Source organism: Campylobacter concisus, from assembly GCF_003048985.1.
GTDB lineage: Bacteria > Campylobacterota > Campylobacteria > Campylobacterales > Campylobacteraceae > Campylobacter_A > Campylobacter_A concisus_AY.
The window spans coordinates 1-22,914 of record NZ_PIRS01000007.1; the positions used below are offsets into that span (position 1 = coordinate 1).

Genomic DNA, 22,914 nt, shown 5'->3' on the forward strand with positions numbered 1-22,914 from the left:
CCAATCTTTTATTTGCGTACTCTTGTAGTTGTGAGGTTCTAAAAGGTACTTTAGGCTTTTGTTGTGCCTGCTTAACATCAATTTTATATACCTTTGCTAGGCTACCAGCTAATTCAGATATTTTGGCGTTTGCTTCATCTTTGTCTGTAAATATATTGTCATTTACCGCATTAAATTCTATGCCGTCCTTTGTTTTAAGTTTTACTTTTATTTTATAATCGATCTTTGCGTTTGCCTTATTTTCCAGAAATTCTTTTATTTCCAATTCTCGCTTTACAATTAGAGCAAGAGCTGGGGTTTGCACCCTGCCTACGCTATTGTTTTTATCATTTAGCTTGTTGATATATGTTGGCGACATGATAAATCCAACTAACTTATCGCCTACCGCTCTTGCCTTGAAGCTATCAAATTCTTTTAAATTTGAGTTTGCAAATGGCACAGCACTATCTAGCCCCTTTTTTATTCCACTCTCTGTGATCTCGTGAAATTCTGCACGCTTAACGCTTTTTGCTATATTTTTAATAGTTTGATAAACCATATAGCCTATTCCGTATCCCTCTCTATCAGGGTCTGTCGCAATTACGACATCTTTCCCTTTGCAATCGTTAAATATTGCATTTATTCGGCTTTTGCTATCTTCTTTGAAATCAAATATTGGCTCATAGTTCTTAAAATCAACCACTATTTGATTTGTAAGCTCTTTAAAATGCCCTTTTGTAGCATAAACTTTTGCTCCAGTTATTTGCTCTATCTTATTGACCTTGTTTGGACTTTCAATTATGATTATTGTATTTTGCATGTTTTTACTCCTTTTTATGGGGCTACATATCCGCCACGAAATGTTTTATACTTTTCATATGCTTTTCCTACGCCTTGACCTATTGCTTTTGAGCCTGCGCCGATATCTTTTATTAAATTTGCACCTGCTCCTATACTTGCACTAGCTATTTGTCCTGCTACTCCAGCTCCTGTAGCTGATCCAAATCCACTTACTGCTCCGCCTATAAAACTTCCGCCACCAGCTTTTCTAGCTAATCCGCTTAATATGGTCTTGACTGCTACTGCACCAGCCACTATTCCGCCAGTTACACCGCCACTTCCATTTTCCATCTGCGTACCAAGCACTGCATTGATCCAACTTGGAATTTTCCTTAATAAAAACAATGCTGTTATGCAAGTTATCGATCCTGTAATTAGGTATTCAAATTGTTTAGTAAATAGTTCGCCTATATAATCTTGGTATTTCTCTAGTTCTAAAATTGGGTTCATTGCTAAATTTAGCGCTATAAACGCTAATGGTGCAATAATTGCGTATGATAAATAGAGCTTATACCAGCTCCATAAATATGGTAAGAATTTTGGCATTATTAAAAATGGTATGACTAAAGGCAAGGTGCTAAGTATTAGAAATGCCATAAATTTACTAAAGAAAATCACTATTGTAATTCCTATCAAAAGTATAAAAAATGCTAAATAAAAAATCCAAAAAGGTATCATACGAATTGCTGTTATCACACCTGCCGATAAATAATCCATTACGCCGTTAAAGCTAATGCCTAAAAATGACCACTCTTGCGATTGTAAATACTCTTTTGTTCCGTAGCTCCACATCATTTCTCTTAGATTATCGATCCTGTTTGCTGACTCTGTCACAATCGATCCAAAGTCTTTATTTTCAAAAATTGAGCTGACTATTGCAGTTATTGCGTTCTCTGGGATTGTCAGAATATATAAAACGCCCATATAGGCGTTAAAGGAGCTAAGAGTTGCAAATATAAAACATAGCAATATTAAATATTTTATTGCTCCGAAGATCTCATCTCTTGTTGGGTAGCCATTTTTTACTCTACCCAATAGCCAAAACACCACTATAAGAATTATTATAGTTTCCGATGCAGTTGAATATACTAAATCATGCGATCCGTTATAAAATTTTTCAAATAAGCTCATTACGTTTTCTTGCATAACGGCTTGTACTTTATTAATCCAATTACTATCGGTTAATATATCTTTTGCTACTTCTGTCTGTGCCATTTTATGCCTTTGTTATTTCTTTCATATATGTTTTTATTGATATTAATGCTTTTCCATTATCTAATGGCTTTTTAGTCTTTATTTTTTTAATTTCTATTTTTTTATTATTTTTTATAATTGTTTCTGTCGCGATTTCTTCTTCAAAGTATGGGCTTTGCATTTCTATGATAAAATTTTCTGTATTTTCTTTTATGGCAGGGTTGCCCACATTTGCTTGAATTTTGCTATTGTTCTTTTTGTCGCTCAGCCCTAAAAAATTTATAAAATCGCTTAACATCTTTTTCCCTTTTTACAAACAATAGGGAGCTTTGCTCCCTATTTGTCCTAAGTTTCGTTTATGACCTATTTATCTCTCCATGCCCTTGTTTTGCTCTTTGGTTTGAGCTTTTTCTTTGGTCATGTCGATCTTTTTAGCTGGATTAAAATAATCTACACCTTTAATTTGAGCTAGCGTTAGGTTGTTTAGCTGTTTCTCTAAATTTCCGCTTATCCCCAAGGTCTTGTTGTAATCTATTTTTACTTCAAAATCTTGATTTTTCGCTTGCTCTCTATAGTGCTGGATTGCTGTTAGATCTCTTTCTTTGATCTTGCTCTCGTCTAGTCCATCAAACTGACTTACGTGATATAGAGTTTTTGTTTCTAGGCGTGGATTAATTGGGATTTTTTCCTTTACAACATAGGTCATTGCTTCCCCTGTCTCTTTGTCATACTTTATATTGCCGTCTTTGTCTTTTACAACAGCCATGATTTCTTTACCATCCTTGTCTAGTTTTGGTCTAATCTCGTGGTCTGCAATATAGAGCATTTTGACACCATCGACTCTAGCTTGTAAGCCATTTTTAGTGGTTAGGATTTCGCCTGTTTTCTCATCGTGTTTTAGCTTTAGTATTCCGCCCATTGCGTTACCTTGCTCCATTGTCACAAATTGAGGCTTGTCATAACCTTTTATAGCCATTTCGGCTCTTAATAGCATACTAGTCTCTCTTGAGTATGTGGCTCCAGTCTTTGCGTTGTATGGAATTGTCCTATCGACTTCTTCTTTACTCATATCTTTTTGCCAGTCTGCTTTTGCTGTCTTGTGGGCTTCAAAGAGCTTATATTTCATGTATTTATCAAAGCTCTCTTTCTTTTCAGCGTTATCCATCTGATTCCAGCTTTTTCTCTCTTGTTGAGTGGCATTTTCTTGTTGTTCTGACTTGATATACTTTGTAAAATCAGCCATTTTTTATCCTTTACATCTGTTAATAACCTATAACTTTTGGGCTATAGGTTTGAGTTAGGCTCATTTTCTTCTTCTATGATTTCGAGGCTTTGGTGGTCTTTTTTTAGATAATCCCACTTCTTGCTTTCATCATCGTTGATTTCAAACTCGCCGTCTTGGCTCTCTTCGAATTGCTTTGCAAGATACATCTCATACTCTTTATATGCTTCTTCTTGCTTTAGCTTTTCTGCATAGGTCATTTTCTACTCCTTAGGACAGATTTTTAGAGCTTTTAGGCTCTAATCTAAAATTTAGGTTTTTTATTAAATTTTAGATTAAAAACTTTATAAATAATAAAATATATAACAATAAAATATTAAAAAGTAAAAATATTTAAAGCTTATAAATACTATTGCTTTAAAATTATTGGTAATATTTATAAATTTTTTTTAAAAATTTCTACTCTTTATCTATTTTTATTCTTAATGATTTTAATAATTCATCTCTTTGCTCTTTTCTTTCATCTTTTACTTGTATTTGTTCTTGATTTATAATTGTCTTAGTTGTTTCTGCTGTTTCTATAATTTCTTGGGTCGATACTACTTCTACTTTATCTGCCCCTTTAAATTGCTCTATTTTGAACCAATACGGCACTTTCGCCTTGATAGGTATTTTAAAAAATCCTTTTACAAGTATCAAAATATCGCTACTATCCTGATTTTTTAGGTCTTGTGCTGTGACCAGCTTCTTTGCTTCTTTGCTTTTTGAGATATTGCTTTTAAAAAGATCCATATTGCCTTGCGATTTACTTATTTTTATGTTGGTGTAATCGCCTATTAGCTTACTTGTGTCTTCAGCGTCTTTGTCGCTGTTCATGCCAAAAATTACTTGATAACCGCTGTTATTTTTAACGATATTCATATCATCTTCGCCATAATATTTTTTGATTTGCTCATAGCTTTGGGTCACAAATACAGGCAATAAGCCATAGCTCCTACATAGTGCTGGTGCTTCTAGCAAGAATGGCATTTTTCCAAATCTAACGAATTCGTCTAAAAATGCGTAAATAAATTTATTTAAATCACTACATTCTTTTCCGCTCATAAGCTTTTTAAATAGCGTTTCTACAAAAATTCTTATAAGTGGTGCTAGGATGTCCATATCTTCGGTTTGAACGACTACGTACATCGATATTCTTTTTTCTCTTAGGTCTTCAAATGTGAAGCTCATTTTGCTGGTGGCACTAGCAACTTGTGGGTTTGTAAAAACTTTCATAAAAGTATCGTATGTCGATTTTATCGATGCAAACTCATTGTCGGCAGATTTTGAGTAGGCTCTAGCTTGATTTCTTGTATTCTCATCTATAGTTTCGTCAAAACTAGTCTGTTTGAGCCAAATTTTGAAAGTATCTACATCATAATCTCGTTCTCTTGGTTTCGTTGGATCGTCTTCATCAGGCTCTTTCATGGCTTCTTCGCCAAATTTCTCATCAAGATAGTCGAAATAATCAGCCTTTGGTGCTTGTGCCAATTGTGCCAGTGTTGCGTGCTTGTCTTTTTGCATAAAATACTCTGCAAAAAATACAAACATTGTTTTTGCCGATATTATCCAGTGATCGTTTTCTCTACCTTTTTCGCCTACAAATATTGTGGAGGCGATCTGCTCGGCTAATTTTTTTATATGAAGATATTGCAAATCTTTCACTAGGCTATGATCAAACGGATTAAAAAATAATGTATTATCCCAGCTAAAAGGGGAGAATAGCTGGATTTCATTGTTAAAATATTTTTGACGATAGCCTGCTGTTTTTACGTAAAGCTCCCCTTTAATATCCAATACTACGCAAGAATTTGGCACACTTAATAAATTTGGGATAATCATACCAGCCGTTTTTCCGCTTCCAGGAGGTGCTACTACTAATGTCGAGAGCGGTTGCGTTGCACGTATAAATTTTGGGCTTGTGCTGTCAATGTCAAAACATCCTAGCACAAGTCCTGTTTTGTAGTTTATCTTCATCTTTTCAAAATCTGCTGGCGTTGCAAACCTTGCTGATCCATAATCTTCATTATCTCTTAGATATGGCATTAGCCACCAAATTATAGCGACCAAGAGTGGTGCTATTAGTGCAAATACCGCGACATAGGCTTTCATTTTTAACGTTGGCGTGCCAATATTTTGTAAAATTTTAAATGCCACAATTGGTACATTTACTATGTCAGGGTTAAAAATAAGTTTTACAACTACCAAATATGCAATTATCCCCATTATTATGGATGTTATGTATATTAATATCCACTTTTTAGCTGTAAATTCTTTGCTATTCACCTTGCAATCCTTTTACCTCTTTGTTATTAGGTTGCTTTGTTCGTTCTACGTCTATTTTTATTTTTAGCTTACCGATCTTATTACTTAGTCTTTCTATTGCGTCAAAAAACTCATACATAGTCTTTTCTAGGTCGCTTTTAGCTTCTTCTTTTTTTATAATGTGAGCATTTAGGTGATATGCTATTTGGTTTAAATTTTTTCCGAGATGCTTAAATTCTTTCAAAAAATCAGCCAAAATTTCATTATTAATCTCAATTTGTTTTAGGGTTTGCATATATTTTTCAATATGAATTAATTTTCGAACGACTGCCGATTTACTCTCTCGTCTTTGATTTGCCAATTCATTTAATTTTTTTAAATCTGGCAAAGTAAAATATATGGAATGTCGTTCATTTTTTTTCATGCGATCATCCTTGCAATATCTATCTCTTTCAAATTGAGGATATCTGTAATTACTCTTTTATTTTTTACCCTTGCTATTTGAATGATATAGTCAATTGCTGTCATTATTAGGCTATCAAGCATACTTTCATCTACATTTGATAATCCACCGCCTAATATAATGTTTGTTTTTATTGCTTTTATGGCATCTTTTGGGTTGTTCGCATGTAGTGTGCTTAGGTTGCCTGCGTGTCCTGTATTATTTACACGTAAAAATGAAAAAGTGTTTCGTATATCTATTTCGCCTAGAAATAATCTATCAGGTCGCAAACGCATTGCATTGTCGATCGCTACTTGGTAGCTATAAATTTCTGTTGCTATTTTCGGGACGGCAAGTTGAGTTTTATTTATGTTTTCAACTCTCAGTTCTTGGCTATCTTCTATGGTTACTACTCGCTCGCTTGGGTCTATTTCCCCCATTAGTGAGTTTAAAAAACTTGTCTTTCCGCTTCCAGTTCCACCGCTTAAAAGCACATTCTTTTTTTCGTGTATCAAGTCTTTTATTTTTTCATAGCTCCAGCCGTTATTTATGCATTTTTCACTTAGGATAAAGCTTTCGAGTGGATAAATTTCTTTGCTTGGTATCCTTATGCAGATTGCTATTTCGCTATTAAATAGGCTTGATTTGTGCTGTGCTTGGACACGATATCGCAAAAATGGACTTGGCAATTCACAAGACAAGTGGCAATGGTTTTCATCAAAACGTTGATTTCTTCTAGTTGCCAACTCGACTAAAAAACTATTTAAAAATTTAGCATCTAGTTTTTCGTCTTTTACCACTTCCCAGTGGTCGCCATAATCTATATTAATTTCGCAAGGCTGGTTAAAAATTAGCTCATTTGCGTTTAGATTTAGATATGGCTTTAAAACATTAAGAATGTTTTTTAAAATTATACTTTCACTCATCTTGCTCGTTTTGCTTTTGGTCTGGTGCTTGGCTCATTAAATTTCTTTTTTCTTCTAGCAACATCTCAAGCTTTTGTTTCTCTTTATCTGCATTCACTTGAGCTTTCTCGGTTTTCTTTACCTGTTTTGCTATACGCTCCAAAATTTTGTTATAAGCGTTTTGGTTTTTGATTTCCGCTTTAATATCTTCTAGTTGCACACTTGCTCCTTAATCGTTGAAATATTGCATTAAAACTTCGCCATTTTTAGGTTTAGCAAACCACATGTGATTTGTTGGTACTAAAAATATACGGCTTCCGCTTTTAATTTCAATTGTTGGTTTAATTTGACTTTGTTGTTGGATTATGTCTTGAACCACACTACTTACATCACTTCTTGAATTAGAGTAAATTTCATTTACATAGGTGTTGTTTGCATTGTTTCCACTATTAATTTTCGATGCTATACCTAAAAGCAAGGCATTTGTAATTGTTGAGATTGAATATGCTATGCCGTATCTTTCCCAATATTTGTTATTGACTGCTCCAACCGCTCCTGTCATACCCATGTTATCAGCTACTATTGCATCTGTTAGCATTATGTTTATGCCTTGTGGCGTGATAATCTCTCGCCATCTAATTTCTAATCGCTCGTGTCCGATCTTGGTGTCGTTGGTGTAAAATCCTATTGCTTTACTTCCACGTGGTATCAATACGGCTCGCCCCATTGCGGCATATATATCTTGCTCTATTTGAGCCGTAACTATTCCGCTTAAATCCGAGCTTATTGCACTAGTTAATATGGCTGGGATTAGTCTGCCAGCTCTAATTGTGCGATACAGCCTATGCTCATTTGTGCTTATATCAACTGGCTTTTGATTTGAAAAGCTATCAACGCCATATTTTGAGCTGTTTTGATTTACGCTTTTTACTTCATTATTGCGATTTGCTAAAATTTGCGCTCGCATTAGCTCCTGCATTCGTTTTTTATACGCCCTTTGGTTGTCTATTGCCATTTCTTGTCGCAATTGTTCTTGTTTGGCTTGAAGCTTGGCTTGTTGTTCTCTTGCACGCTGTGCCATTTGCTCCTGCTCTTGTATATCTTGCTCAGGCGTCTGATCTTGCAAATTTTGATTTCTTTGTGCATTTAAAGCATTTTGTTGCTTGTTGCCTAGCTTCTCGAGTCTGTTTAAAATCTCAGTTAAATTCTGATCTTCATTTGGCTCTCTCTTGCCAGCCTTATAAATATAATCATCTACTGGGAATTTTGAATTTTCGAATAGATGATTTAAATTTGTTTGATTTTGCAGATTCCTGATCTTATCGTCTTTTGCTTTTTTGCTTATATTTTCGTCATCAAATATTTCAGCCGTAGCTGTATTGGTGGCAAAAAGGGGGGCAGATATAACGCTAATTGTAACTATGCTTAAAAATAGTCTATTCCCCTTTTTCATTTTAAATTCCTTTAGTTTCATTTATTGTTTTTTTGTTTTCTTTTTGGTGCTGTCTTATTGCTTCTTTATCTGTATTTAGGTTTTTTCTTATTTCTTTTCTATCTCTTTCTTCTTGTGTTTCTTTTCTCTCTACGCACACATAGCTATCGCCACTTTTAATAGTAAATTTTGGATTTATGGTTTCGGCTATAATGTAGTCTCCTATCACTCTTGTTTCTACTGGGCTGTCCTGCTTATCTATTACTGCAAAAATTGTAGGAATTTGTGGCATTTCATCTTTGGCATATTTAAAATATGTAAATTTCTTGTCGCTAAAAATTTCTGCTGACAAAAGCCATTCATTTTCTTTTTTCGCTTTTTGCGTATAGCCAGTATAAATATCGCTCTTTAGCACTTTTAGTTCTGCTATGCCATCTTTTATGATTTTATATTTATCGCTTTCATCTTTTGCTTTGGCTTGCTTTGCTTTTTGTACTTCATCGTCTTGTATGCGAATTACAAAGCTTGGATCATTCGTATTCTTGTAATCTGTCGAATACAAGTAAAATGTGTGGATTTTTCCATCGCTTGTAAAAATAGTTAGACTTGTATCAATTCCTATAAGCTGTGGGATTATCGCTATCGCATTTGCTTTGCTTGGTATTTGCTCTACTTTAAATCCTGTTTGGTCACCCAATACAAAATTATCTATATCATTATCAAATATAAGCGTTGTTGCCATTGCTTGGCGAGTACGTATTTTATGCGTCTTATTTGGTACGTATTTTATTGTTTGTGTATTTTCATATCCGCTATAATTTTTAGTGTGGAATTTGTTTTGTAGTGCTTTTAAGTCCTGATTTCTTATAGCATTTTGCATAAGCTCAAGCTCTTCTTTGCTTATATCTTGTGATTGCTCCGCACCCATTCCATCTTGCTCTGGTATTTGCGCCATTTGTGGTTGAGAATTATTAAATTTTGCTAGTTGCGGATGATTGTTCTGCCCCATGCCAAATGGTTTTACCTTGAAATTTGATTGAACTTGGCTATTAATATCCTTGTTTTTGTCATTAAAAATATCTTCGCCCATTGAGCCATTTTTTTGCTGTTCATTAACTAGTTCTTGTGTCTGTCGCATAATTGCACGGACTTCATTCATTTGTTCTTCGCTTAATCCACCTTGGTCTTGTGCTGCATTTAAATTTAAAACAAATAATGCTATTAAAGATAATCTAGTTAAATTTTTCATTTCTTATCCTTTTCATCTATTATCTGCGTTACTTGATATTTGTTCACTATAAAGCCTGTTGGGTTTTTCATTGTGTCCGCATAATTACTAGTTTGGTTACGGAAGTCATACTCTATTGCACTTCTATATTTTTTATAGCTAACTTCAGTGCGAGTTGGATTTGTAATTTCTGCTTGAAAATCTATCGTAGCTACATTTTGGCTTAAAATCGCTACGTTTAGAATTTTTATATCCCTATAGTAGTTTTTGGTAGTGTAAATTGAATTAGGATCACTAACCAAATTTTCGAACGCTTCCCATACCTGTCTACTACTTTGCGTACGTATTTCGTTGTAACGCTCGGCATCATCTATGCGATTAATTAGCTCTCTATTTTTCACATATCCTGCAAGTATGCTTTTTAAAAGCTCTTCATTGTTTCTAACGTTTAGACTGGTATCGTCTATTGTCACAAACCTTGAGTCACCATCTGAAAATTTTAACAATACAGGCTTTGTCTCTTTAAGAGGTGTTAGTAGTGCTATCGCAACGGATAAACTTATGCTAACTATTGTTAAAGCAATGATCACATAAAACATATACGCTTTTATGTTTCGCTCCGCCTTAAAAATAAAATTTGGGTCTACTTTTTTGTCTTCGTATGCCATATTAACCTACTTGTATGATGTCGTAGCAAGCGCAAGGACTTACTTTTTCTATTTTGCTTGGCTTATCAGCACATCCGCTTAAAAATATCATTAAAGCCGTTGTTACAATTACTGCTAGTTTCATTTTTAGCTCCTTTGTTCTTTGTGTTCTATATAGTATTTACGCCAATGTATTGGGCTTTCAGTCTTTAATTTTTTTATCAAATTTACGCTATCTGAGCTTGACGAGAATACTCTTAAATAATTTCCTAGGCTTGACAAATTGACATTTAGTTTTGCGCTCTCGTTTCGTAGCTTCATGTTTAAAAGCACCTGCCTAGCATTTGATTGAGTGTCTTTTAAGAATTTAGCTTCCGTAGGCGTTAGTCCTATTATCTCGCTTAGCTGATTTAGCGTATCTTCATTGTTTGTTGGGAAGATAAGAAAATTTGCGATATTGTCAAGAAATGATGAGCCACGCTCATTTCCGTTAAACAGGCTTATGTTTTGAAAGCCAAAGCATCCAACACCGCCTATCTTTCTCCACTCCAAAATACCTTCAAGGATTTTCTCTGACATTACTTCATCTCTTAAATAGTCCTTCAACTCGTCTATGAAACAAAAAAAGCCACGTATATTTTCGCTATTTTTTGCCTGATTTTTCAGTCTGTGAAATACATACATTGCGGTGAGGGCTGATACCTTTTTGTTTGGCAATATTCCATCCATGTTTAGTACTGATAGCTGTTTTGTGAAATTTAGGGCATCTTCTTTGTTGTCGAATATTGAGCCCTTATAATTTCCAAATCTAGTCTTTAATCTTGCTTCATTATCGGCTGGCAGTGAGTCTATGAAATCGCTTAACGACAATATTTGATCCGCTTGCTTATTGTCAAAAAGCCTATTTATTGTTTCTCTAATATCTTTTGTTGCATCATGCTCTTCAGGCTTTAGCTCTGCCATTGAGCTTAGCCATGACGCTAAAAATTCTCTATTCTCTGCTGTATCGGCTAGGCTGAATGGATTTAGTTTAAACCCATCGCTTTCGCTATCATGATATTCGCCGTCCATGTAATTTGTGAAGCAATACATACCCCTTAGCTTGTCCATTGCAAAAATGCTTACAGGATATTTGAAAAGATTTGTCATCAAGAATTGAATTGTTGTTGTTTTACCAGTTCCTGTTCCGCCTATGATCATTGTATGACCTGCTGGTCTATCTCCATCAGGTTGGCAGTGAAAGTTAAACAAAAATGGTGTGCCGTTTAAGTGCTTAAAGGTCGTAACTGCTTCGTCACCCCAATCATTCTGATTAAATCCAGTTACTTCGTTCTCAAAATTTGCGATCGTAGCTAGGTTGCTTATGTTTAATGTTTTCTTTCTTGCATTTAAATTTCCACGACTTGGGAAGAGACTAAAATATAGTGCCTTTTGGTTTATAGTTTCTCTAACAACATTCAGACCTTGATTTTCAAGGATATTTTTTAGTTCGTTTGTGCGATTATCTAGTTCTGCTAGGTTGTCGGCTAGGCAATATATAGAAAAGCTTGTTTCAACTAGGTTTTCTCTATCTGCTTGGATAAGCTCCATCAAATGATCTAGTTCTTGTTGGACTAGTTCAACCGAGAAGGCTCTAGTATCTTTTATTTTTTTGATTGCTTTGCGTTTTTCGTACGCCTTAAAGTAAATCATCGTCATAAACTCATGATCACTCTTAATTAAATTTGACGTAATAATTGACTTTATTTGCTCTGTTTCGTATGCTTTTACGCTTATAAATCTTGCATATTTAGTTGTGCCATCATTTCTATAGAATTCGATATAATCTTTTTTAAATTCGACGTAAGAGCTAATGTAGCTATCCGTAATTAGCTCGTTTGTGTATCTTAAATTTGTTTCCTGTGCGTTTGAGTACGTCGCATAAAAATTAATAATCTCATCACTACTCATCTGGCGTGGTTGATACGTTGCCAAATGATTTTTTATATTTAGAAGTGTGTTATTTAACAACTCCATTTTTTGTCTATAGTTTGAGCTTTCTTTATTTTTCTCGTCTTGTTCGCTAGTTACTTTTGTCTTAAAACTTTCAAGAAATCCAGTTATATTTTTAGTTGTAGTTGATATCAATAAAAAATATTTGATTGAATAAATATCTTGATTTTTCTCCCATTTTTCAATTATTTCATTTGCATATTGATTTATATTTTTTTCTATGTAATCCTTAGCCTTGATCTTAGTTTTCTTGATAATTAAATTAGTTTCTACACTATCTTTTAGCGTTGTAAAAAACATAATTCGATTTATTAGATAATCCATTTCATTGTCAAGACTAATTCCTGCGTAGCTTGTCCCCTTAAGCTCCACTGCAATTGTTATATTGCCATCTTTTGTAACAATAGCATTCTCGCCGTATTTGCATGCGATATTGTTCTCTTTTGCCATTGTGTATATTTCAGGTTCGCCCAGCATTATTATTCTGTCAGCTTTTTTATTTATTTGACTTATTTTTGAGCGGATATCACTATCTTTTTCTTTTTTTGTTTCAATTCCAAGTTCTTGTTTGTTTTGTTTCCAATCTTTAAAAACATCTATAAGTCCACGAGCCATTGTCTAATCCTATGCAAAAAATTTTCTTTGTGAAATTTTAAAATTTGAGCCGATGATCTCATAGATATCTTCATCGAAAAATTCCAAAATGAAAAAAAAGCAGTATAGAACTGCAACGACTGCCAATGAATACAAAATAAGGATAAACCACGATATAAATCCGATTACAAAGATAATTAGTAAGCTTGTTGTAGTTAGCCCCATTATTTTTGTTTTTCTCGTTAAGTCCATATAGCAGTCAGTTACAACCATTTTACACTCGCTTAAATTTACATTGCAGATGCAGTTAATCCGTAGCAAACTCCTAGGATTATCGATGCGATTAGCACAAACCTTATGTGTTGTTTTATTTGTTCGACATTAAAAAGTGCCGTAAGCATGAGGACAATTATCCATAAAATTCCAATAACGAGTATAATCGTGTTTAGAACGCTTGCAACACTGCTTCCTGCTTCAGTTATTTGAGTATTAGTGTTTTGCTCAAGTGTTTTCAACACATTTTGTCCGCCACCTGCTCCAAAAAGAAACAATGGTGAGCACATTGCTAGATAGAAAAGCTTTTTAGCTTTCGATAGGATTTTTTTCATTCCATACTCCTTTGTAATTTATTTTGTTTCCGTTACTATATTATTTTTTCAAAAATGATTTTTTGTAAAAATATTTTTTTAAAGTATGTTTTTATGGGAGTTCTGAAATATGGTATAAGATTTTTTTAATTTTTTATTTACTTTTTAATTTTTATAAATTAACGTTTTCTTGGCACTTTATTTATTTTTTTTATAAATTTTTTCTTTTACAAAATCTCGCTTTATAAAAATTTTGTATTTTTTTATTTTTAATTATCTTTTATGTCTTGGACTATATATTTTTAATTTTATATATTCTATTTTAATTTCATTTTTTATAAATATAATTTTTCTTATCATATCTATTTTACATATTTTATATTTTTTACAAATATTCTTTTTAATTACTATTCTTATTTAAAAAAATAAAATGAAATTTTATTTTTTATTTTTATTCTTTTGTAAAAAGAATAAAAATCACACTATAAAGCCGATTATATCGGCGTTTAGTGTAAAAAACGACATACAAAAGGGGTTATCCTGCCTATCTTCTCGCATTATATTTTTTTAACTTTACTTACACTAACATCATTACAAATATTTTAAATAGTTGGAGTTTTTATTTTGGCTAGGACAGAAGCACAATGGGATGAATTTTTAAAAACTATCAGAGCTGGGCGAACAAAAAATTCAATAAATGAGCACAAAAATATATCTTTTAGCTCGAGCCATATTTCATCGATTAAAAATTCTTTCTCAAAAAATACAAAACAATCTGTTGTGAAGATGATTTCAAATTTACCACGTGAAAGTATTAAAAGATGTATTGACTACACTCTCAATAACTCAATTGATGGCTCTGCCATCAATGAAAAAGGGGAGAGAGTAAGCAGTGACGAAATTATGAAAAATTGGAGTAAGGATTTTGGCACAAATAAAAATTCAAAAGACGCTTGGCATCTTATTTTCTCAATCAATGAGCCATGCAATGACGAAAAAACACTAAACGCTCTAGTTGATAGTGTTAGCGAAATTTTAAGTAGAAATTTTATGGGGCATAAGTATGCTTTGGTGCTTCACACACATCAAAATAACCCACACGTGCATGTGGTTCTTAACAAGCGTAATGATATGACTAGGCGTAAAATTCATTTTGATACTCGTGACGAGATTAAAGATTTCTTCGACGAAGTTCGCACTGATTTTGCCTATTCGCTTGGTGCAAGAGGGTTAAAATACGAAAATAAAAACGCTATGCATAAGGATTTAAAAAAAGAATTTTCTAAAATAAAATCTAGTGTCAACCTTGAGCAGGATAGCTATACGGCAAAGGATAGAACACTAGAATTTTACGAGCAAATGCAAGAAAAAAATAAGATAGAATATAATGCAACTTCCAGCCGTATTAAGGCTATGAATGATGAGATTGATTTACTAAAAAAAGCCAATGATGAGCTGACTAGGCAATTTTTACTCTACGTTCAGAAAAAGGGCAAAAAACGTTTTAGGCTGGGTAAGGAGCTAAAGGAGAATAATAAAATATTACTTCAAAAACGCAAGGATTTAATAAAAGAGATTAAAAAGCTTGATAGTCTTTCATATAAGGCTACTCAGATTAATGATATGCATTTGGCTCACTATAAGGATCAATCCGATACCCTTAAATTACTTGAAAATTTTAGTTATAACTTTAATAAAATTTATCCGCACGGCAAAGGCTCTAGTAAAGCCGACTGGTTATTTTCTAAAAAGGTAAAACGATCTATTGCTGTGCTTCGTGGGCGTGATGATAATGCTAAAAAATACTTTGATGATAGCTTAGTTGCTACACGTCTTTTGGGTCGCAATGAAAGTCTTTTTAAACTTAATAAAAAACTTGAAATTTTAGATCAAAGCCTTTATATTTTACATCACTCCGAGCTTGGCGATACTGAGAAAAATGAATTTAAAAAGCGACTAGATGATAATAAAGATTTTATAGCCGACATTTGCAAAAAACGCTTTTCATATATTGAAAATAAGCTATTAAAATCTGAAAAAATTAGTAAGGACGATTTTCTTTTAAAAGAGTATTTTAAAGGCGTATCCATGCTTGAGGCTACTGCTAACGAACGACTTGTTAGGATTAAAAATGAGCGTAGGCTTTATAAGGATGTTTTAGCTGAGCGTGAGGCTATGGGCTTAAATTCTTACTCTTCGTATGATAAAACTCAAAATGAAAAAAATAACGATCGTAGTAGATAAATGCTATTATCTACTATTTTAAAATTTCTTTGATTGTTGTTTGATAGTTTGCTAAAAAAATAATAAAATATATAATAATAAAACTACGTATAATTAAAATTAATAAAAATTAAAAATAGTAAATAAAGTAATTTTTTATAAAAATTAAGATAGTAAATATTAAAAAATGTGTTATTTTGTTGGCACATTCTTTAGAATGCTTTTTACATTCCTATCAGAATAAACTTCGTCTCTTTTACTTATATCGAGAAAAAGCACTATAAGCTCTTCGTCTTGTATAAAACATATTAAACGATAGTTTTTTACTCTATATCTCCATAATCCACTCAAATTCTCAGTTAATCCTTTTCCGCTACTGCGTGGATCATCACTCTCCTCGAGTCGATCAAGAAACTTTTGAATTGGTTTTTTGATCGAGCCGTCAAGTTCATTAAACTTCTCTTTAGCATAATCGCTAAATCGTATCTTATAAGCCATTTTCTTTCTTTATATCAGCCCATGAGGTTGATTTGCTTCCGCTAGCCAAATATTCAGAATAAAGCTTTGCTCCAAGCTTTGCATCTTCAATGTCTTGCAAGGCTTCGCTGTCGATCTTATCTTTCGATGTGTTGATATACTTTATCGTATATGTTGGATTGCTGGCTTTGGCGACAGCGTTTTTTATAGCTTGGATAATTTGTTGGTTTAAATTTTCGCCTGTAATAGTTATAGTTTTCATGTGTTTGCTCTCTATTTTTCAAAGTCTGGAATAACTATAGGTGATTTATACCTAGTATTACATTCATATGCGTCATACTTCAATTTATTATATGCGTCTGATGTGCTTGGTTCGGTATTTCTGTATTTTTTTAAAATGATTTCACATTCTTCGTCACTCAACTCGTGCTTTTGTTTTTGCACCTTTGGCAGTTGAAACTCTGCACATCCGCTTAAAAACAACCCAGCTATTGCTGTAATTATCAAAACCTTATTTACTTTCATTGTAAATCCTTTTTTAAGAAAAATTATAACATATTGTATAAAATTTTACGTTATAAGGCTATTTGGTCTCTCGATTAGCTTTATCATACTCTGGCTCTTCTTTGCTCTTCTTCGTCGATCTGACACACTACTTCGTCGTCGTGCCATATCATGCACCCAAGGGAGTCTAAGTACTCAACCATCAACCTAACACTGCTTTTTAAAAATGAGAGCTCTCTATCACTTATATTTGCAAGCTCTCTTGACTCTAGTGGGAGCGGAGCTTTAATTAACTCATTCATTATTTCATTTGCTCTCTCAAATTTATTATAATCTCTATTCATGTTTGCTTCTTTTATGGCAATTTAAAACCTATTGCATAAATCGGATATACATTCTCTATAAACCCGCTTTTAGCCAAAGTTTCTCTTATTTCCTTGTATGTATGCCTGCGATCATCATATTTGATCCAGCCACCTTCAATATCTTTTTTCTCAAAATACCAATACACTTCATCCATATTGATGTAGTTTTTTTCCACATACTCATGGTTAAGTGCCATGTTATTGAGATAATCGCTTGCTGGTTCGGCTAATTCCATCTCATAATAATATTCACCATCTCTTGATTTATAAAAATTTACTACTCTATAGATAGACAAGGTTTTATCAAGTGGTCTATCCATGTCCTTTTTTAGGACTATTCTGTCATTTGATTTAAATTTTTGCATTTTAGACTCCTTAATTATTTAAGTTTGCTAGTAAATTTGACTTTTCGTCTTCTATGCTCTTAATTACATCTTCTTTATTTGTAATTTCGCAACCAAACTCGTCTGCTAGCTCAATTATGTACTTTTGAAGCCTAGCACATTCGGCTATGACTTCTTCGCTTTCATCATCCAAATCCCCTAACCACTTGCATTCTTTTAACGCCTTTAGCGTCATTTCATGCCTGCAATAGCTCATAAATATCTCTCTCATCTTCTACTCCTTATCTATTTTCTCTTATATTTTGCTCTATAACATCTTTTATGGCTCTTAGTGACTCATAAAATGATGTAAACTCGGTCTTTTCACCTTTATTGTAGGTCACATAAACTACGTTCGTTGTGTTCGTGTCGTTTAACATGGCTTCGTATACCACACCATTTCTTTGCATCGATATATGCTTTTCATCGCCATTTATCTTTCCGTATTGACTAAGTAGGTTAATTATGCTGTTTGCTTTCATCTCTTATCCTTTCTTTTTATAATAAGATTATATCCAAAATAAACTTAATAAATAATAAAACTATAAATAATAAAATATTATATAATTAAAATATTCAGTAGTAAAAAAATAACTTATAAAATAAAATAATCAAAATACAAGCATAATATTTAAGTATTTTTTAAGTTACATTATGCTTTTTTCTTCCCCCTTTTTAAATTTACACATCGCTTTTAGCGATGCTACTATATTGCGGGGCGTTGCGGGGTATCCCCGCTTAATACCATAAAGAGCCGAGACCTAGGCTCGGCTCTGGCGTTCCAGCACTCTAGTGCAGGTCGCCTGCCATAAATTTCGGACAATTTGTAAAAATAAATTTACTCAACAATGCGTCAAACTCCCACACAATGGGGCTAAACCTAACTTCATCAATACTTATTTAAAGCTTAAAGTTTAAAAACCATAGCTTTATCCTGACTAGCCAAATCCTGAACTAATGACGAGAAAATGTAAAACTTCTTACTATTTAAAAGCCTTACAAACGCCGATACAATGGGGCTAAACCTAACTTCATCAATACTTATTTAAAGCTTAAAGTTTAAAAACCATAGCTTTATCCTGACTAGCCAAATCCTGAACTAATGACGAGAAAATGTAAAACTTCTTACTATTTAAAAGCCTTACAAACGCCGATACAATGGGGCTAAACCTAACTTCATCAATACTTATTTAAAGCTTAAAGTTTAAAAACCATAGCTTTATCCTGACTAGCCAAATCCTGAACTAATGACGAGAAAATGTAAAACTTCTTACTATTTAAAAGCCTTACAAACGCCGATACAATGGGGCTAAACCTAACTTCATCAATACTTATTTAAAGCTTAAAGTTTAAAAAGCAGATGGCTTGCGTTCGATTACGACTCATAAAATTTCGGACAATTTGTAAAAACAAATTTACTCAACAATGCGTCAAACTCCCACACAAAGGGGATAAACCTAACTTCATCAATACTTATTTAAAGCTTAAAGTCTAAAAAGCAGATGGCTGTTTTTTATCGTGTCTTAGATGATCTTTCGTAGTCTTTTTCAATTTTTGTGTTTATCAAGTTAAGTCGCTTATAGCTTTCTCTCATTCCCTGTAATGTCTTGATCTTTGGTTCTATTTCTCTAAATTTTTCAATATTAAGGGCGTATAGGTCTTTTATTCTACTTTTCTTAGCATCTGGCTCGAGAAAGTCGTATTTCTTTGACAAATACTCAACTTGCCGAGAAAACTCCTTTAAAGGCTTTGTTATGCTGTCGAGATTAATTTTATTACTACTTATACCTAATGCCGTGCCTGCTACCAAATCATCATTAAAGTCCTTTAGGATTGGTTTGGCTGATCTCGCATTTGGTACTATTTCTAGTATCGCTTTTGTAAATTCTTTGCCACGTTCGTCATTATCAAATCCTAGTACAACTCCTGCATTTGGTGCCAGCTTTGTCAATGCTTTTATGACTTCCTTTTGCGTTGCCGATATTTGACCATTTGTTGAGCATAGGAGTGTTTCTTTTAAATTTACGTCTTTCATTTCACAATATGATAATGTATCTATCATGCTCTCACAGATTACAATATTTTTAAAATCCTTTGGATTCTTGTGTGCTTCGTCTGCCTTGAGTATTTCAAGCCCCTTTATTCCATTGCAGAGCTGTTTTATTGGCTTAGCGTATGCCTTTCCTTGCTGATCCTGCGTTAAAGGCTTCGATAAGTAGCTTATATATCCTGTCTGCTTTAGAAATTCTCTTTTGCCACTGCTTAGTTCTAATACACTTAATGTATATGTTGGCACTATTGCATTCTTAAATTTTTCATCCTGCTTGAGGCTACTAAATTTTATCAGGATATCGCTTTTAATTTTTCTTTTGCTAGTCAAAAACGAGTTTTCATCTATCTTATTTAATTTTTTAAATTTTTCTACTATAATACTATCATTTTCTTTTTGTTTTATTATTTCTTTAGTATTGTTTTTTAATGTTTTTACATCGTTTATTATATTTTCGTCTATTAAATCTTTTATTGAAACGCCACGATTCTTGGCGAAATTATAAATATTTCCCCTATCATTATCATCGCTTGGGTTAAAGTATAAATAGTGTCCGTTGCTTTTTCTTGTTATGATAATTGTATCGGAGTTGTTATTTGTGAGTGTTTTGTAATTTTGGCTACTTTTCTCTCGTTTTTCAAAGTAGCCGTTATTCTTTAAAATTTCATCTAGTGGGAGTTCGACTAAATTTTCTTTGTTCATTGTTTAGGACATAATTTTAAAAAGTTCGCACGCTTCTTTGCTTGTTTGTGTGGTTTTTTGTCTGTTATCGAAAAATATTTTTTAAGTGCTGGAGCGCATTCGCTTGGTCTTGTTGGGCTCGATAAGCATAATAATGCTTCGCATGCCAGCTTTGCATCTCCTGTTATTTCCTGTGCTACTGCACTACCTGCAAACATTGTTATGGCAACAATACTTAAAACTATTTTTTTCATTTCTACTCCTTATTTAAAAAATACAAATTTTGGAAGCCCTAGCTCATCTTTTGGCATTTGCTTTGTTTCTGGGTCAAATATTGCATCATTTCGTTTATATTCAACAACTTTTTGGTTAAAGCTATCTGGTGTTAAATCTCTAGCACTATTGTCTTTCATGGCTTGTCTGCTCGATGCCATTGCGCTGGTGTAATTGATATTTAGTTCATATTGCTGTTGCATATTTTCTAAAATTTTAAGCAGTATAGTATTCGTTAATGCTTGAGCCTGCTTTTGATTATTAGCCTTATTTAATTGTTTGGATAGTTGTTTTAAATCATCTCTCATTCTATCTCTTGTATACTCTTTCGTTTTATCACCATTATGAAATGTGTCTTCAAATGCTAATAAATTGTTTGTTTTCTCTATATTATCCCTCTCTTGCAAAAACCTTTCTGCATTTTTAATATTACTGATCTGCGCCTGATAGTTTGCTCGTTCTATTGGGTCAACTGCCTTATTCATTTTTTGAGTTAATTCTTCTATGCTCTTGCTTATATTTGCTCCATCACGTAGTGCAAATGTACATCTATTTAGCTTATTTGCTAGTTTATTGCCTGATGCTTTTACTGAGTGACTAAAAAATTGGCTGTTTTGTTCTAAGAATGAGCAGGCTGTCTTAACTCTTGCTATATCCCCCATTATGTCTTTTGGCAAATTTTTTACATCTTCGTATATACTTTGCATTTGCGAAATTAAACTTTGTGCATCGCCTAATATCTCATAAACGCTGTTCATATCTACACCAAGTTCTTGCATTTGTTTCTCGAAATTTAGTGTATCTTTAACCATCTGTTCGTATTGTTTGATTTGTTCTGCGTAGTCTTTCAGTGTTTGGGTGTATTCCATAACTTGTTGGGCTATCGCGGCTACGTCAATAGTTGGTATACCACTAGCATTAACACTACTTAAAAATAGTGAGGATGCTACGGCAACTGATATAATCATTCTTTTCATTATTTTTTCCCTTTTTTACTTATTTTTTATAAGCTCCTGCTTTGTTCTTGGTCTTTCTCTTTTGTCTTGTTTAGTATTTTTTCTTTACTCTGCGCTAAACTATCATTAACTTTTTTATAAAATTTAGGATAACTATTTTTAAAATTTGGCGTTTCTTTCTCTATTTCATTTAACATTTTATTTAATTTTTCGTATCCTTTTACATCAAGCCCTTTTTTAATTTCTTTTTCATACGTTGTTTTTAGTTTTGCGTAGTTTGCATGCTCGTTCTCTAATTCTTTTAAACCGCCCTTGACTTCTTTGCGTTGCTTATAAACTTCTTTAACCAGATCTCCCACTGCATCTTTAAATTTGGGACTATCAAAGGCTAGCTCTAGCTTTTCTTGTCGCTGGCGTTCTTTTGTTTCGCTTTCTTCTTTGCCCTGTCGCATCATCATTTCTAAGCTTCTATCCATCTCCTGCAGAGCAGTCATTATGTCTTTTATATCGCCACTATTCATCAGATTGTCAATTGATTTTTGAAAATTGGCTTCAAGCCTAGATTGTTCATCTCTTAATTTTTCAAGCTCTTTTTCGTGCTGGTTTTCTAGCTCATCAGCTTTTCTGCTCCAGTCTTCTTGTTCTGCTTCTCTTTCTTGTGAGTGTGTTGTAATTGTGACATCCTGCTTGGCTTCATTTTTATTCTCTAGCTCAGCTTCTTTTGCCTTGATCTGCTCATCTATCTTTTCTTTTTCTTTTAAAATTTCAAGGCTACTTTTTAGGGTGTCATTGCCGTCTATTTCATTCAGCTTATCGCTTACAAAGTCTCTCTTTTCTTTTGGACTTTTAAATTCATTAAACTCAGCTTCTTTTGCCTTGATCTGCTCATCTATCTTTTCTTTTTCTTCTAGGGTATTAACGGCTTCATTCAAATTCTTATTTAATTTTAATTCTGCTGTTTCAAAAATAAATTTACGATTTATATCTTGGATTGTGTATTCTTTTTCATTGTCGAAGTTCTCTTTCAAATCCATATCCATTTCTCTTATCGTGAGTGTTTTAATTTTGTTGAGATCTTCTGCACTTATGTCTGTTTTATAGATATTGTTAATAGCTTCTCTTACTTCATTATCGTCGTTGCTACCATAAGCTGTATAAAATTCTCTGGCACATGCTACTGCACCTGTTTCGTTGCTTTTAAAAATTCCTGTGTTATCGATAGCTTCTTTACATGTTAGCACCTGCTCTTTTACACTGCTTTGTTTTAATTCTTCGGATGGCATTACCATTTCTTGCTCTTTCAAATAACTCCATTCAGCCAATTGATCTTGAGTTAGCTCTTCTGCCATTTTCTTTCCTTAAACGATAGATTATTTAATTAATTTTACCCTTTATTAAATTCAACTAACTTTTAAAAAACGACATACAAAACAACTATTTTTAAGCTTAATTTAATAAAAGCCACAATAAATCTTTAAATGCTCTACAATCAAAAATAAGTGTTTAATGCTATCCTTTCTTTAAATTATTTTTTAAAAGCCAACACACCCCTTTAAAATCAATTTAAACGCTAATTCCTTTCTTAAATTTTTTCAACCTACAAAACAATAAAAAAATTTAAAAACTCAAAACAATA

The 22,914-nt window shown here is 33.1% G+C and carries 28 protein-coding genes; 1 reads left to right on the forward strand and 27 read right to left on the reverse strand.

All coding sequences use genetic code 11. The annotated features are described in order from the left end of the window. From CVS91_RS05655 to CVS91_RS05725, 16 genes are all read right to left on the reverse strand, one after another. Positions 1–799 (reverse strand): DNA topoisomerase (locus CVS91_RS05655; protein ID WP_199906239.1); only part of this gene is annotated, 799 nt, incomplete at its 3' end. Between the two features lie 14 nt (positions 800–813). Next, positions 814–2,034 carry a type IV secretion system protein gene (locus tag CVS91_RS05660; protein WP_107830894.1) on the reverse strand — a complete coding sequence of 407 codons (1,221 nt, stop codon included), beginning with the start codon at positions 2,032–2,034 and terminating at the stop codon, positions 814–816. Position 2,035: 1 nt separating this feature from the next. Beyond that, positions 2,036–2,311 carry a hypothetical protein gene (locus CVS91_RS05665; RefSeq protein ID WP_103596159.1) on the reverse strand — a complete coding sequence of 92 codons (276 nt, stop codon included), beginning with the start codon at positions 2,309–2,311 and terminating at the stop codon, positions 2,036–2,038. Between the two features lie 69 nt (positions 2,312–2,380). After that, positions 2,381–3,256: an ArdC-like ssDNA-binding domain-containing protein gene (locus CVS91_RS05670; protein WP_103596160.1), complete on the reverse strand. Its 876-nt coding sequence runs from the start codon at positions 3,254–3,256 to the stop codon at positions 2,381–2,383. 41 nt (positions 3,257–3,297) lie between these two features. Beyond that, entirely contained in the window at positions 3,298–3,495 is a 198-nt protein-coding gene (locus CVS91_RS05675) for a hypothetical protein (RefSeq protein ID WP_021092004.1), read from the reverse strand. A 199-nt stretch (positions 3,496–3,694) separates the two neighbouring features. Further along, a complete protein-coding gene (locus CVS91_RS05680; protein WP_107831068.1) occupies positions 3,695–5,500 on the reverse strand; it encodes a type IV secretory system conjugative DNA transfer family protein in 1,806 nt (601 codons plus the stop codon). Positions 5,501–5,552: 52 nt separating this feature from the next. Continuing rightward, on the reverse strand, positions 5,553–5,963 hold the full coding sequence (locus CVS91_RS05685; RefSeq protein WP_107830896.1) for a plasmid mobilization relaxosome protein MobC: 411 nt from the start codon (positions 5,961–5,963) through the stop codon (positions 5,553–5,555). Then, positions 5,960–6,907: an ATPase, T2SS/T4P/T4SS family gene (locus CVS91_RS05690; protein WP_103596162.1), complete on the reverse strand. Its 948-nt coding sequence runs from the start codon at positions 6,905–6,907 to the stop codon at positions 5,960–5,962. The genes CVS91_RS05685 and CVS91_RS05690 overlap by 4 nt, the downstream gene beginning before the upstream one ends. Next, positions 6,900–7,106, reverse strand: coding sequence for a hypothetical protein (locus tag CVS91_RS05695; protein ID WP_103574918.1), 207 nt, complete (start codon positions 7,104–7,106; stop codon positions 6,900–6,902). Before CVS91_RS05695 ends, CVS91_RS05690 begins: the two co-directional genes overlap by 8 nt. Positions 7,107–7,115: 9 nt before the next feature. Then, positions 7,116–8,339 (reverse strand): DNA type IV secretion system protein ComB10, encoded by a 1,224-nt coding sequence (locus tag CVS91_RS05700; RefSeq protein ID WP_107830898.1) that lies wholly within the window; start codon positions 8,337–8,339, stop codon positions 7,116–7,118. A 1-nt stretch (position 8,340) separates the two neighbouring features. Continuing rightward, positions 8,341–9,567, reverse strand: a complete 1,227-nt coding sequence (locus tag CVS91_RS05705) for a TrbG/VirB9 family P-type conjugative transfer protein (protein WP_107830900.1) — start codon at positions 9,565–9,567, stop codon at positions 8,341–8,343. Continuing rightward, complete coding sequence (locus CVS91_RS05710; RefSeq protein ID WP_021091981.1) at positions 9,564–10,214, reverse strand: type IV secretion system protein; 651 nt, start codon at positions 10,212–10,214, stop codon at positions 9,564–9,566. Before CVS91_RS05710 ends, CVS91_RS05705 begins: the two co-directional genes overlap by 4 nt. A 1-nt stretch (position 10,215) precedes the next feature. Further along, a complete protein-coding gene (locus CVS91_RS10575) occupies positions 10,216–10,338 on the reverse strand; it encodes a hypothetical protein (protein ID WP_021092012.1) in 123 nt (40 codons plus the stop codon). 2 nt (positions 10,339–10,340) lie between these two features. After that, positions 10,341–12,800 (reverse strand): VirB4, encoded by a 2,460-nt coding sequence (locus CVS91_RS05715; protein WP_021092015.1) that lies wholly within the window; start codon positions 12,798–12,800, stop codon positions 10,341–10,343. 9 nt (positions 12,801–12,809) lie between these two features. Further along, a complete protein-coding gene (locus CVS91_RS05720) occupies positions 12,810–13,100 on the reverse strand; it encodes a hypothetical protein (protein WP_413784155.1) in 291 nt (96 codons plus the stop codon). Beyond that, entirely contained in the window at positions 13,070–13,387 is a 318-nt protein-coding gene (locus CVS91_RS05725; protein ID WP_107830902.1) for a hypothetical protein, read from the reverse strand. The genes CVS91_RS05720 and CVS91_RS05725 overlap by 31 nt, the downstream gene beginning before the upstream one ends. Before the next feature lie 603 nt (positions 13,388–13,990). On the opposite strand from CVS91_RS05725, the gene CVS91_RS05730 reads away from it, so the two are divergent. Then, positions 13,991–15,610, forward strand: a complete 1,620-nt coding sequence (locus tag CVS91_RS05730) for a relaxase/mobilization nuclease domain-containing protein (RefSeq protein WP_107830904.1) — start codon at positions 13,991–13,993, stop codon at positions 15,608–15,610. 171 nt (positions 15,611–15,781) lie between these two features. Here the strand turns inward: CVS91_RS05730 and CVS91_RS05735 are convergent, their stop codons facing one another. The 11 genes from CVS91_RS05735 to CVS91_RS05785 all read right to left on the reverse strand — a co-directional run bounded on the left by CVS91_RS05735 (position 15,782) and on the right by CVS91_RS05785 (position 22,627). Further along, entirely contained in the window at positions 15,782–16,087 is a 306-nt protein-coding gene (locus CVS91_RS05735; protein ID WP_103575001.1) for a type II toxin-antitoxin system RelE family toxin, read from the reverse strand. Continuing rightward, positions 16,077–16,328 (reverse strand): hypothetical protein, encoded by a 252-nt coding sequence (locus tag CVS91_RS05740; RefSeq protein WP_021091971.1) that lies wholly within the window; start codon positions 16,326–16,328, stop codon positions 16,077–16,079. The genes CVS91_RS05735 and CVS91_RS05740 overlap by 11 nt, the downstream gene beginning before the upstream one ends. An 11-nt stretch (positions 16,329–16,339) precedes the next feature. After that, on the reverse strand, positions 16,340–16,591 hold the full coding sequence (locus CVS91_RS05745) for a hypothetical protein (RefSeq protein WP_107830906.1): 252 nt from the start codon (positions 16,589–16,591) through the stop codon (positions 16,340–16,342). Between the two features lie 83 nt (positions 16,592–16,674). Continuing rightward, on the reverse strand, positions 16,675–16,914 hold the full coding sequence (locus CVS91_RS05750) for a hypothetical protein (protein ID WP_103560449.1): 240 nt from the start codon (positions 16,912–16,914) through the stop codon (positions 16,675–16,677). An 11-nt stretch (positions 16,915–16,925) separates the two neighbouring features. Continuing rightward, the gene (locus CVS91_RS05755) at positions 16,926–17,300 is read right to left on the reverse strand and encodes a hypothetical protein (protein WP_107830908.1); all 375 of its coding nucleotides are present in this window, start codon (positions 17,298–17,300) and stop codon (positions 16,926–16,928) included. Positions 17,301–17,310: 10 nt separating this feature from the next. Next, entirely contained in the window at positions 17,311–17,550 is a 240-nt protein-coding gene (locus tag CVS91_RS05760) for a hypothetical protein (RefSeq protein ID WP_021091986.1), read from the reverse strand. A 10-nt stretch (positions 17,551–17,560) separates the two neighbouring features. Then, positions 17,561–17,800, reverse strand: coding sequence for a hypothetical protein (locus tag CVS91_RS05765; RefSeq protein WP_021091982.1), 240 nt, complete (start codon positions 17,798–17,800; stop codon positions 17,561–17,563). A gap of 1,031 nt (positions 17,801–18,831) precedes the next feature. After that, positions 18,832–20,070 (reverse strand): toprim domain-containing protein, encoded by a 1,239-nt coding sequence (locus tag CVS91_RS05770; RefSeq protein ID WP_107830910.1) that lies wholly within the window; start codon positions 20,068–20,070, stop codon positions 18,832–18,834. After that, positions 20,067–20,303 carry a TrbM/KikA/MpfK family conjugal transfer protein gene (locus CVS91_RS05775; RefSeq protein ID WP_035142509.1) on the reverse strand — a complete coding sequence of 79 codons (237 nt, stop codon included), beginning with the start codon at positions 20,301–20,303 and terminating at the stop codon, positions 20,067–20,069. Before CVS91_RS05775 ends, CVS91_RS05770 begins: the two co-directional genes overlap by 4 nt. Positions 20,304–20,312: 9 nt before the next feature. Continuing rightward, on the reverse strand, positions 20,313–21,299 hold the full coding sequence (locus CVS91_RS05780; protein ID WP_107830912.1) for a type IV secretion system protein: 987 nt from the start codon (positions 21,297–21,299) through the stop codon (positions 20,313–20,315). 26 nt (positions 21,300–21,325) lie between these two features. Beyond that, entirely contained in the window at positions 21,326–22,627 is a 1,302-nt protein-coding gene (locus tag CVS91_RS05785; protein WP_234409679.1) for a hypothetical protein, read from the reverse strand. Positions 22,628–22,914 lie beyond the last annotated feature (287 nt).

What these genes read in the sequence shown, in the direction of transcription:
- CVS91_RS05660 (WP_107830894.1), bottom strand. Translation starts at nt 2,034, where the DNA reads ATGGCACAGACAGAAGTAGCAAAAGATATATTAACCGATAGTAATTGG.
- CVS91_RS05665 (WP_103596159.1), bottom strand. Translation starts at nt 2,311, where the DNA reads ATGTTAAGCGATTTTATAAATTTTTTAGGGCTGAGCGACAAAAAGAAC.
- CVS91_RS05670 (WP_103596160.1), bottom strand. Translation starts at nt 3,256, where the DNA reads ATGGCTGATTTTACAAAGTATATCAAGTCAGAACAACAAGAAAATGCC.
- CVS91_RS05675 (WP_021092004.1), bottom strand. Translation starts at nt 3,495, where the DNA reads ATGACCTATGCAGAAAAGCTAAAGCAAGAAGAAGCATATAAAGAGTAT.
- CVS91_RS05680 (WP_107831068.1), bottom strand. Translation starts at nt 5,500, where the DNA reads ATGGGGATAATTGCATATTTGGTAGTTGTAAAACTTATTTTTAACCCT.
- CVS91_RS05685 (WP_107830896.1), bottom strand. Translation starts at nt 5,963, where the DNA reads ATGAAAAAAAATGAACGACATTCCATATATTTTACTTTGCCAGATTTA.
- CVS91_RS05690 (WP_103596162.1), bottom strand. Translation starts at nt 6,907, where the DNA reads ATGAGTGAAAGTATAATTTTAAAAAACATTCTTAATGTTTTAAAGCCA.
- CVS91_RS05700 (WP_107830898.1), bottom strand. Translation starts at nt 8,339, where the DNA reads ATGAAAAAGGGGAATAGACTATTTTTAAGCATAGTTACAATTAGCGTT.
- CVS91_RS05705 (WP_107830900.1), bottom strand. Translation starts at nt 9,567, where the DNA reads ATGAAAAATTTAACTAGATTATCTTTAATAGCATTATTTGTTTTAAAT.
- CVS91_RS05710 (WP_021091981.1), bottom strand. Translation starts at nt 10,214, where the DNA reads ATGGCATACGAAGACAAAAAAGTAGACCCAAATTTTATTTTTAAGGCG.
- CVS91_RS10575 (WP_021092012.1), bottom strand. Translation starts at nt 10,338, where the DNA reads ATGAAACTAGCAGTAATTGTAACAACGGCTTTAATGATATTTTTAAGC.
- CVS91_RS05715 (WP_021092015.1), bottom strand. Translation starts at nt 12,800, where the DNA reads ATGGCTCGTGGACTTATAGATGTTTTTAAAGATTGGAAACAAAACAAA.
- CVS91_RS05725 (WP_107830902.1), bottom strand. Translation starts at nt 13,387, where the DNA reads ATGAAAAAAATCCTATCGAAAGCTAAAAAGCTTTTCTATCTAGCAATG.
- CVS91_RS05735 (WP_103575001.1), bottom strand. Translation starts at nt 16,087, where the DNA reads ATGGCTTATAAGATACGATTTAGCGATTATGCTAAAGAGAAGTTTAAT.
- CVS91_RS05740 (WP_021091971.1), bottom strand. Translation starts at nt 16,328, where the DNA reads ATGAAAACTATAACTATTACAGGCGAAAATTTAAACCAACAAATTATC.
- CVS91_RS05745 (WP_107830906.1), bottom strand. Translation starts at nt 16,591, where the DNA reads ATGAAAGTAAATAAGGTTTTGATAATTACAGCAATAGCTGGGTTGTTT.
- CVS91_RS05750 (WP_103560449.1), bottom strand. Translation starts at nt 16,914, where the DNA reads ATGAATAGAGATTATAATAAATTTGAGAGAGCAAATGAAATAATGAAT.
- CVS91_RS05755 (WP_107830908.1), bottom strand. Translation starts at nt 17,300, where the DNA reads ATGCAAAAATTTAAATCAAATGACAGAATAGTCCTAAAAAAGGACATG.
- CVS91_RS05760 (WP_021091986.1), bottom strand. Translation starts at nt 17,550, where the DNA reads ATGAGAGAGATATTTATGAGCTATTGCAGGCATGAAATGACGCTAAAG.
- CVS91_RS05765 (WP_021091982.1), bottom strand. Translation starts at nt 17,800, where the DNA reads ATGAAAGCAAACAGCATAATTAACCTACTTAGTCAATACGGAAAGATA.
- CVS91_RS05770 (WP_107830910.1), bottom strand. Translation starts at nt 20,070, where the DNA reads ATGAACAAAGAAAATTTAGTCGAACTCCCACTAGATGAAATTTTAAAG.
- CVS91_RS05775 (WP_035142509.1), bottom strand. Translation starts at nt 20,303, where the DNA reads ATGAAAAAAATAGTTTTAAGTATTGTTGCCATAACAATGTTTGCAGGT.
- CVS91_RS05780 (WP_107830912.1), bottom strand. Translation starts at nt 21,299, where the DNA reads ATGAAAAGAATGATTATATCAGTTGCCGTAGCATCCTCACTATTTTTA.
- CVS91_RS05785 (WP_234409679.1), bottom strand. Translation starts at nt 22,627, where the DNA reads ATGGCAGAAGAGCTAACTCAAGATCAATTGGCTGAATGGAGTTATTTG.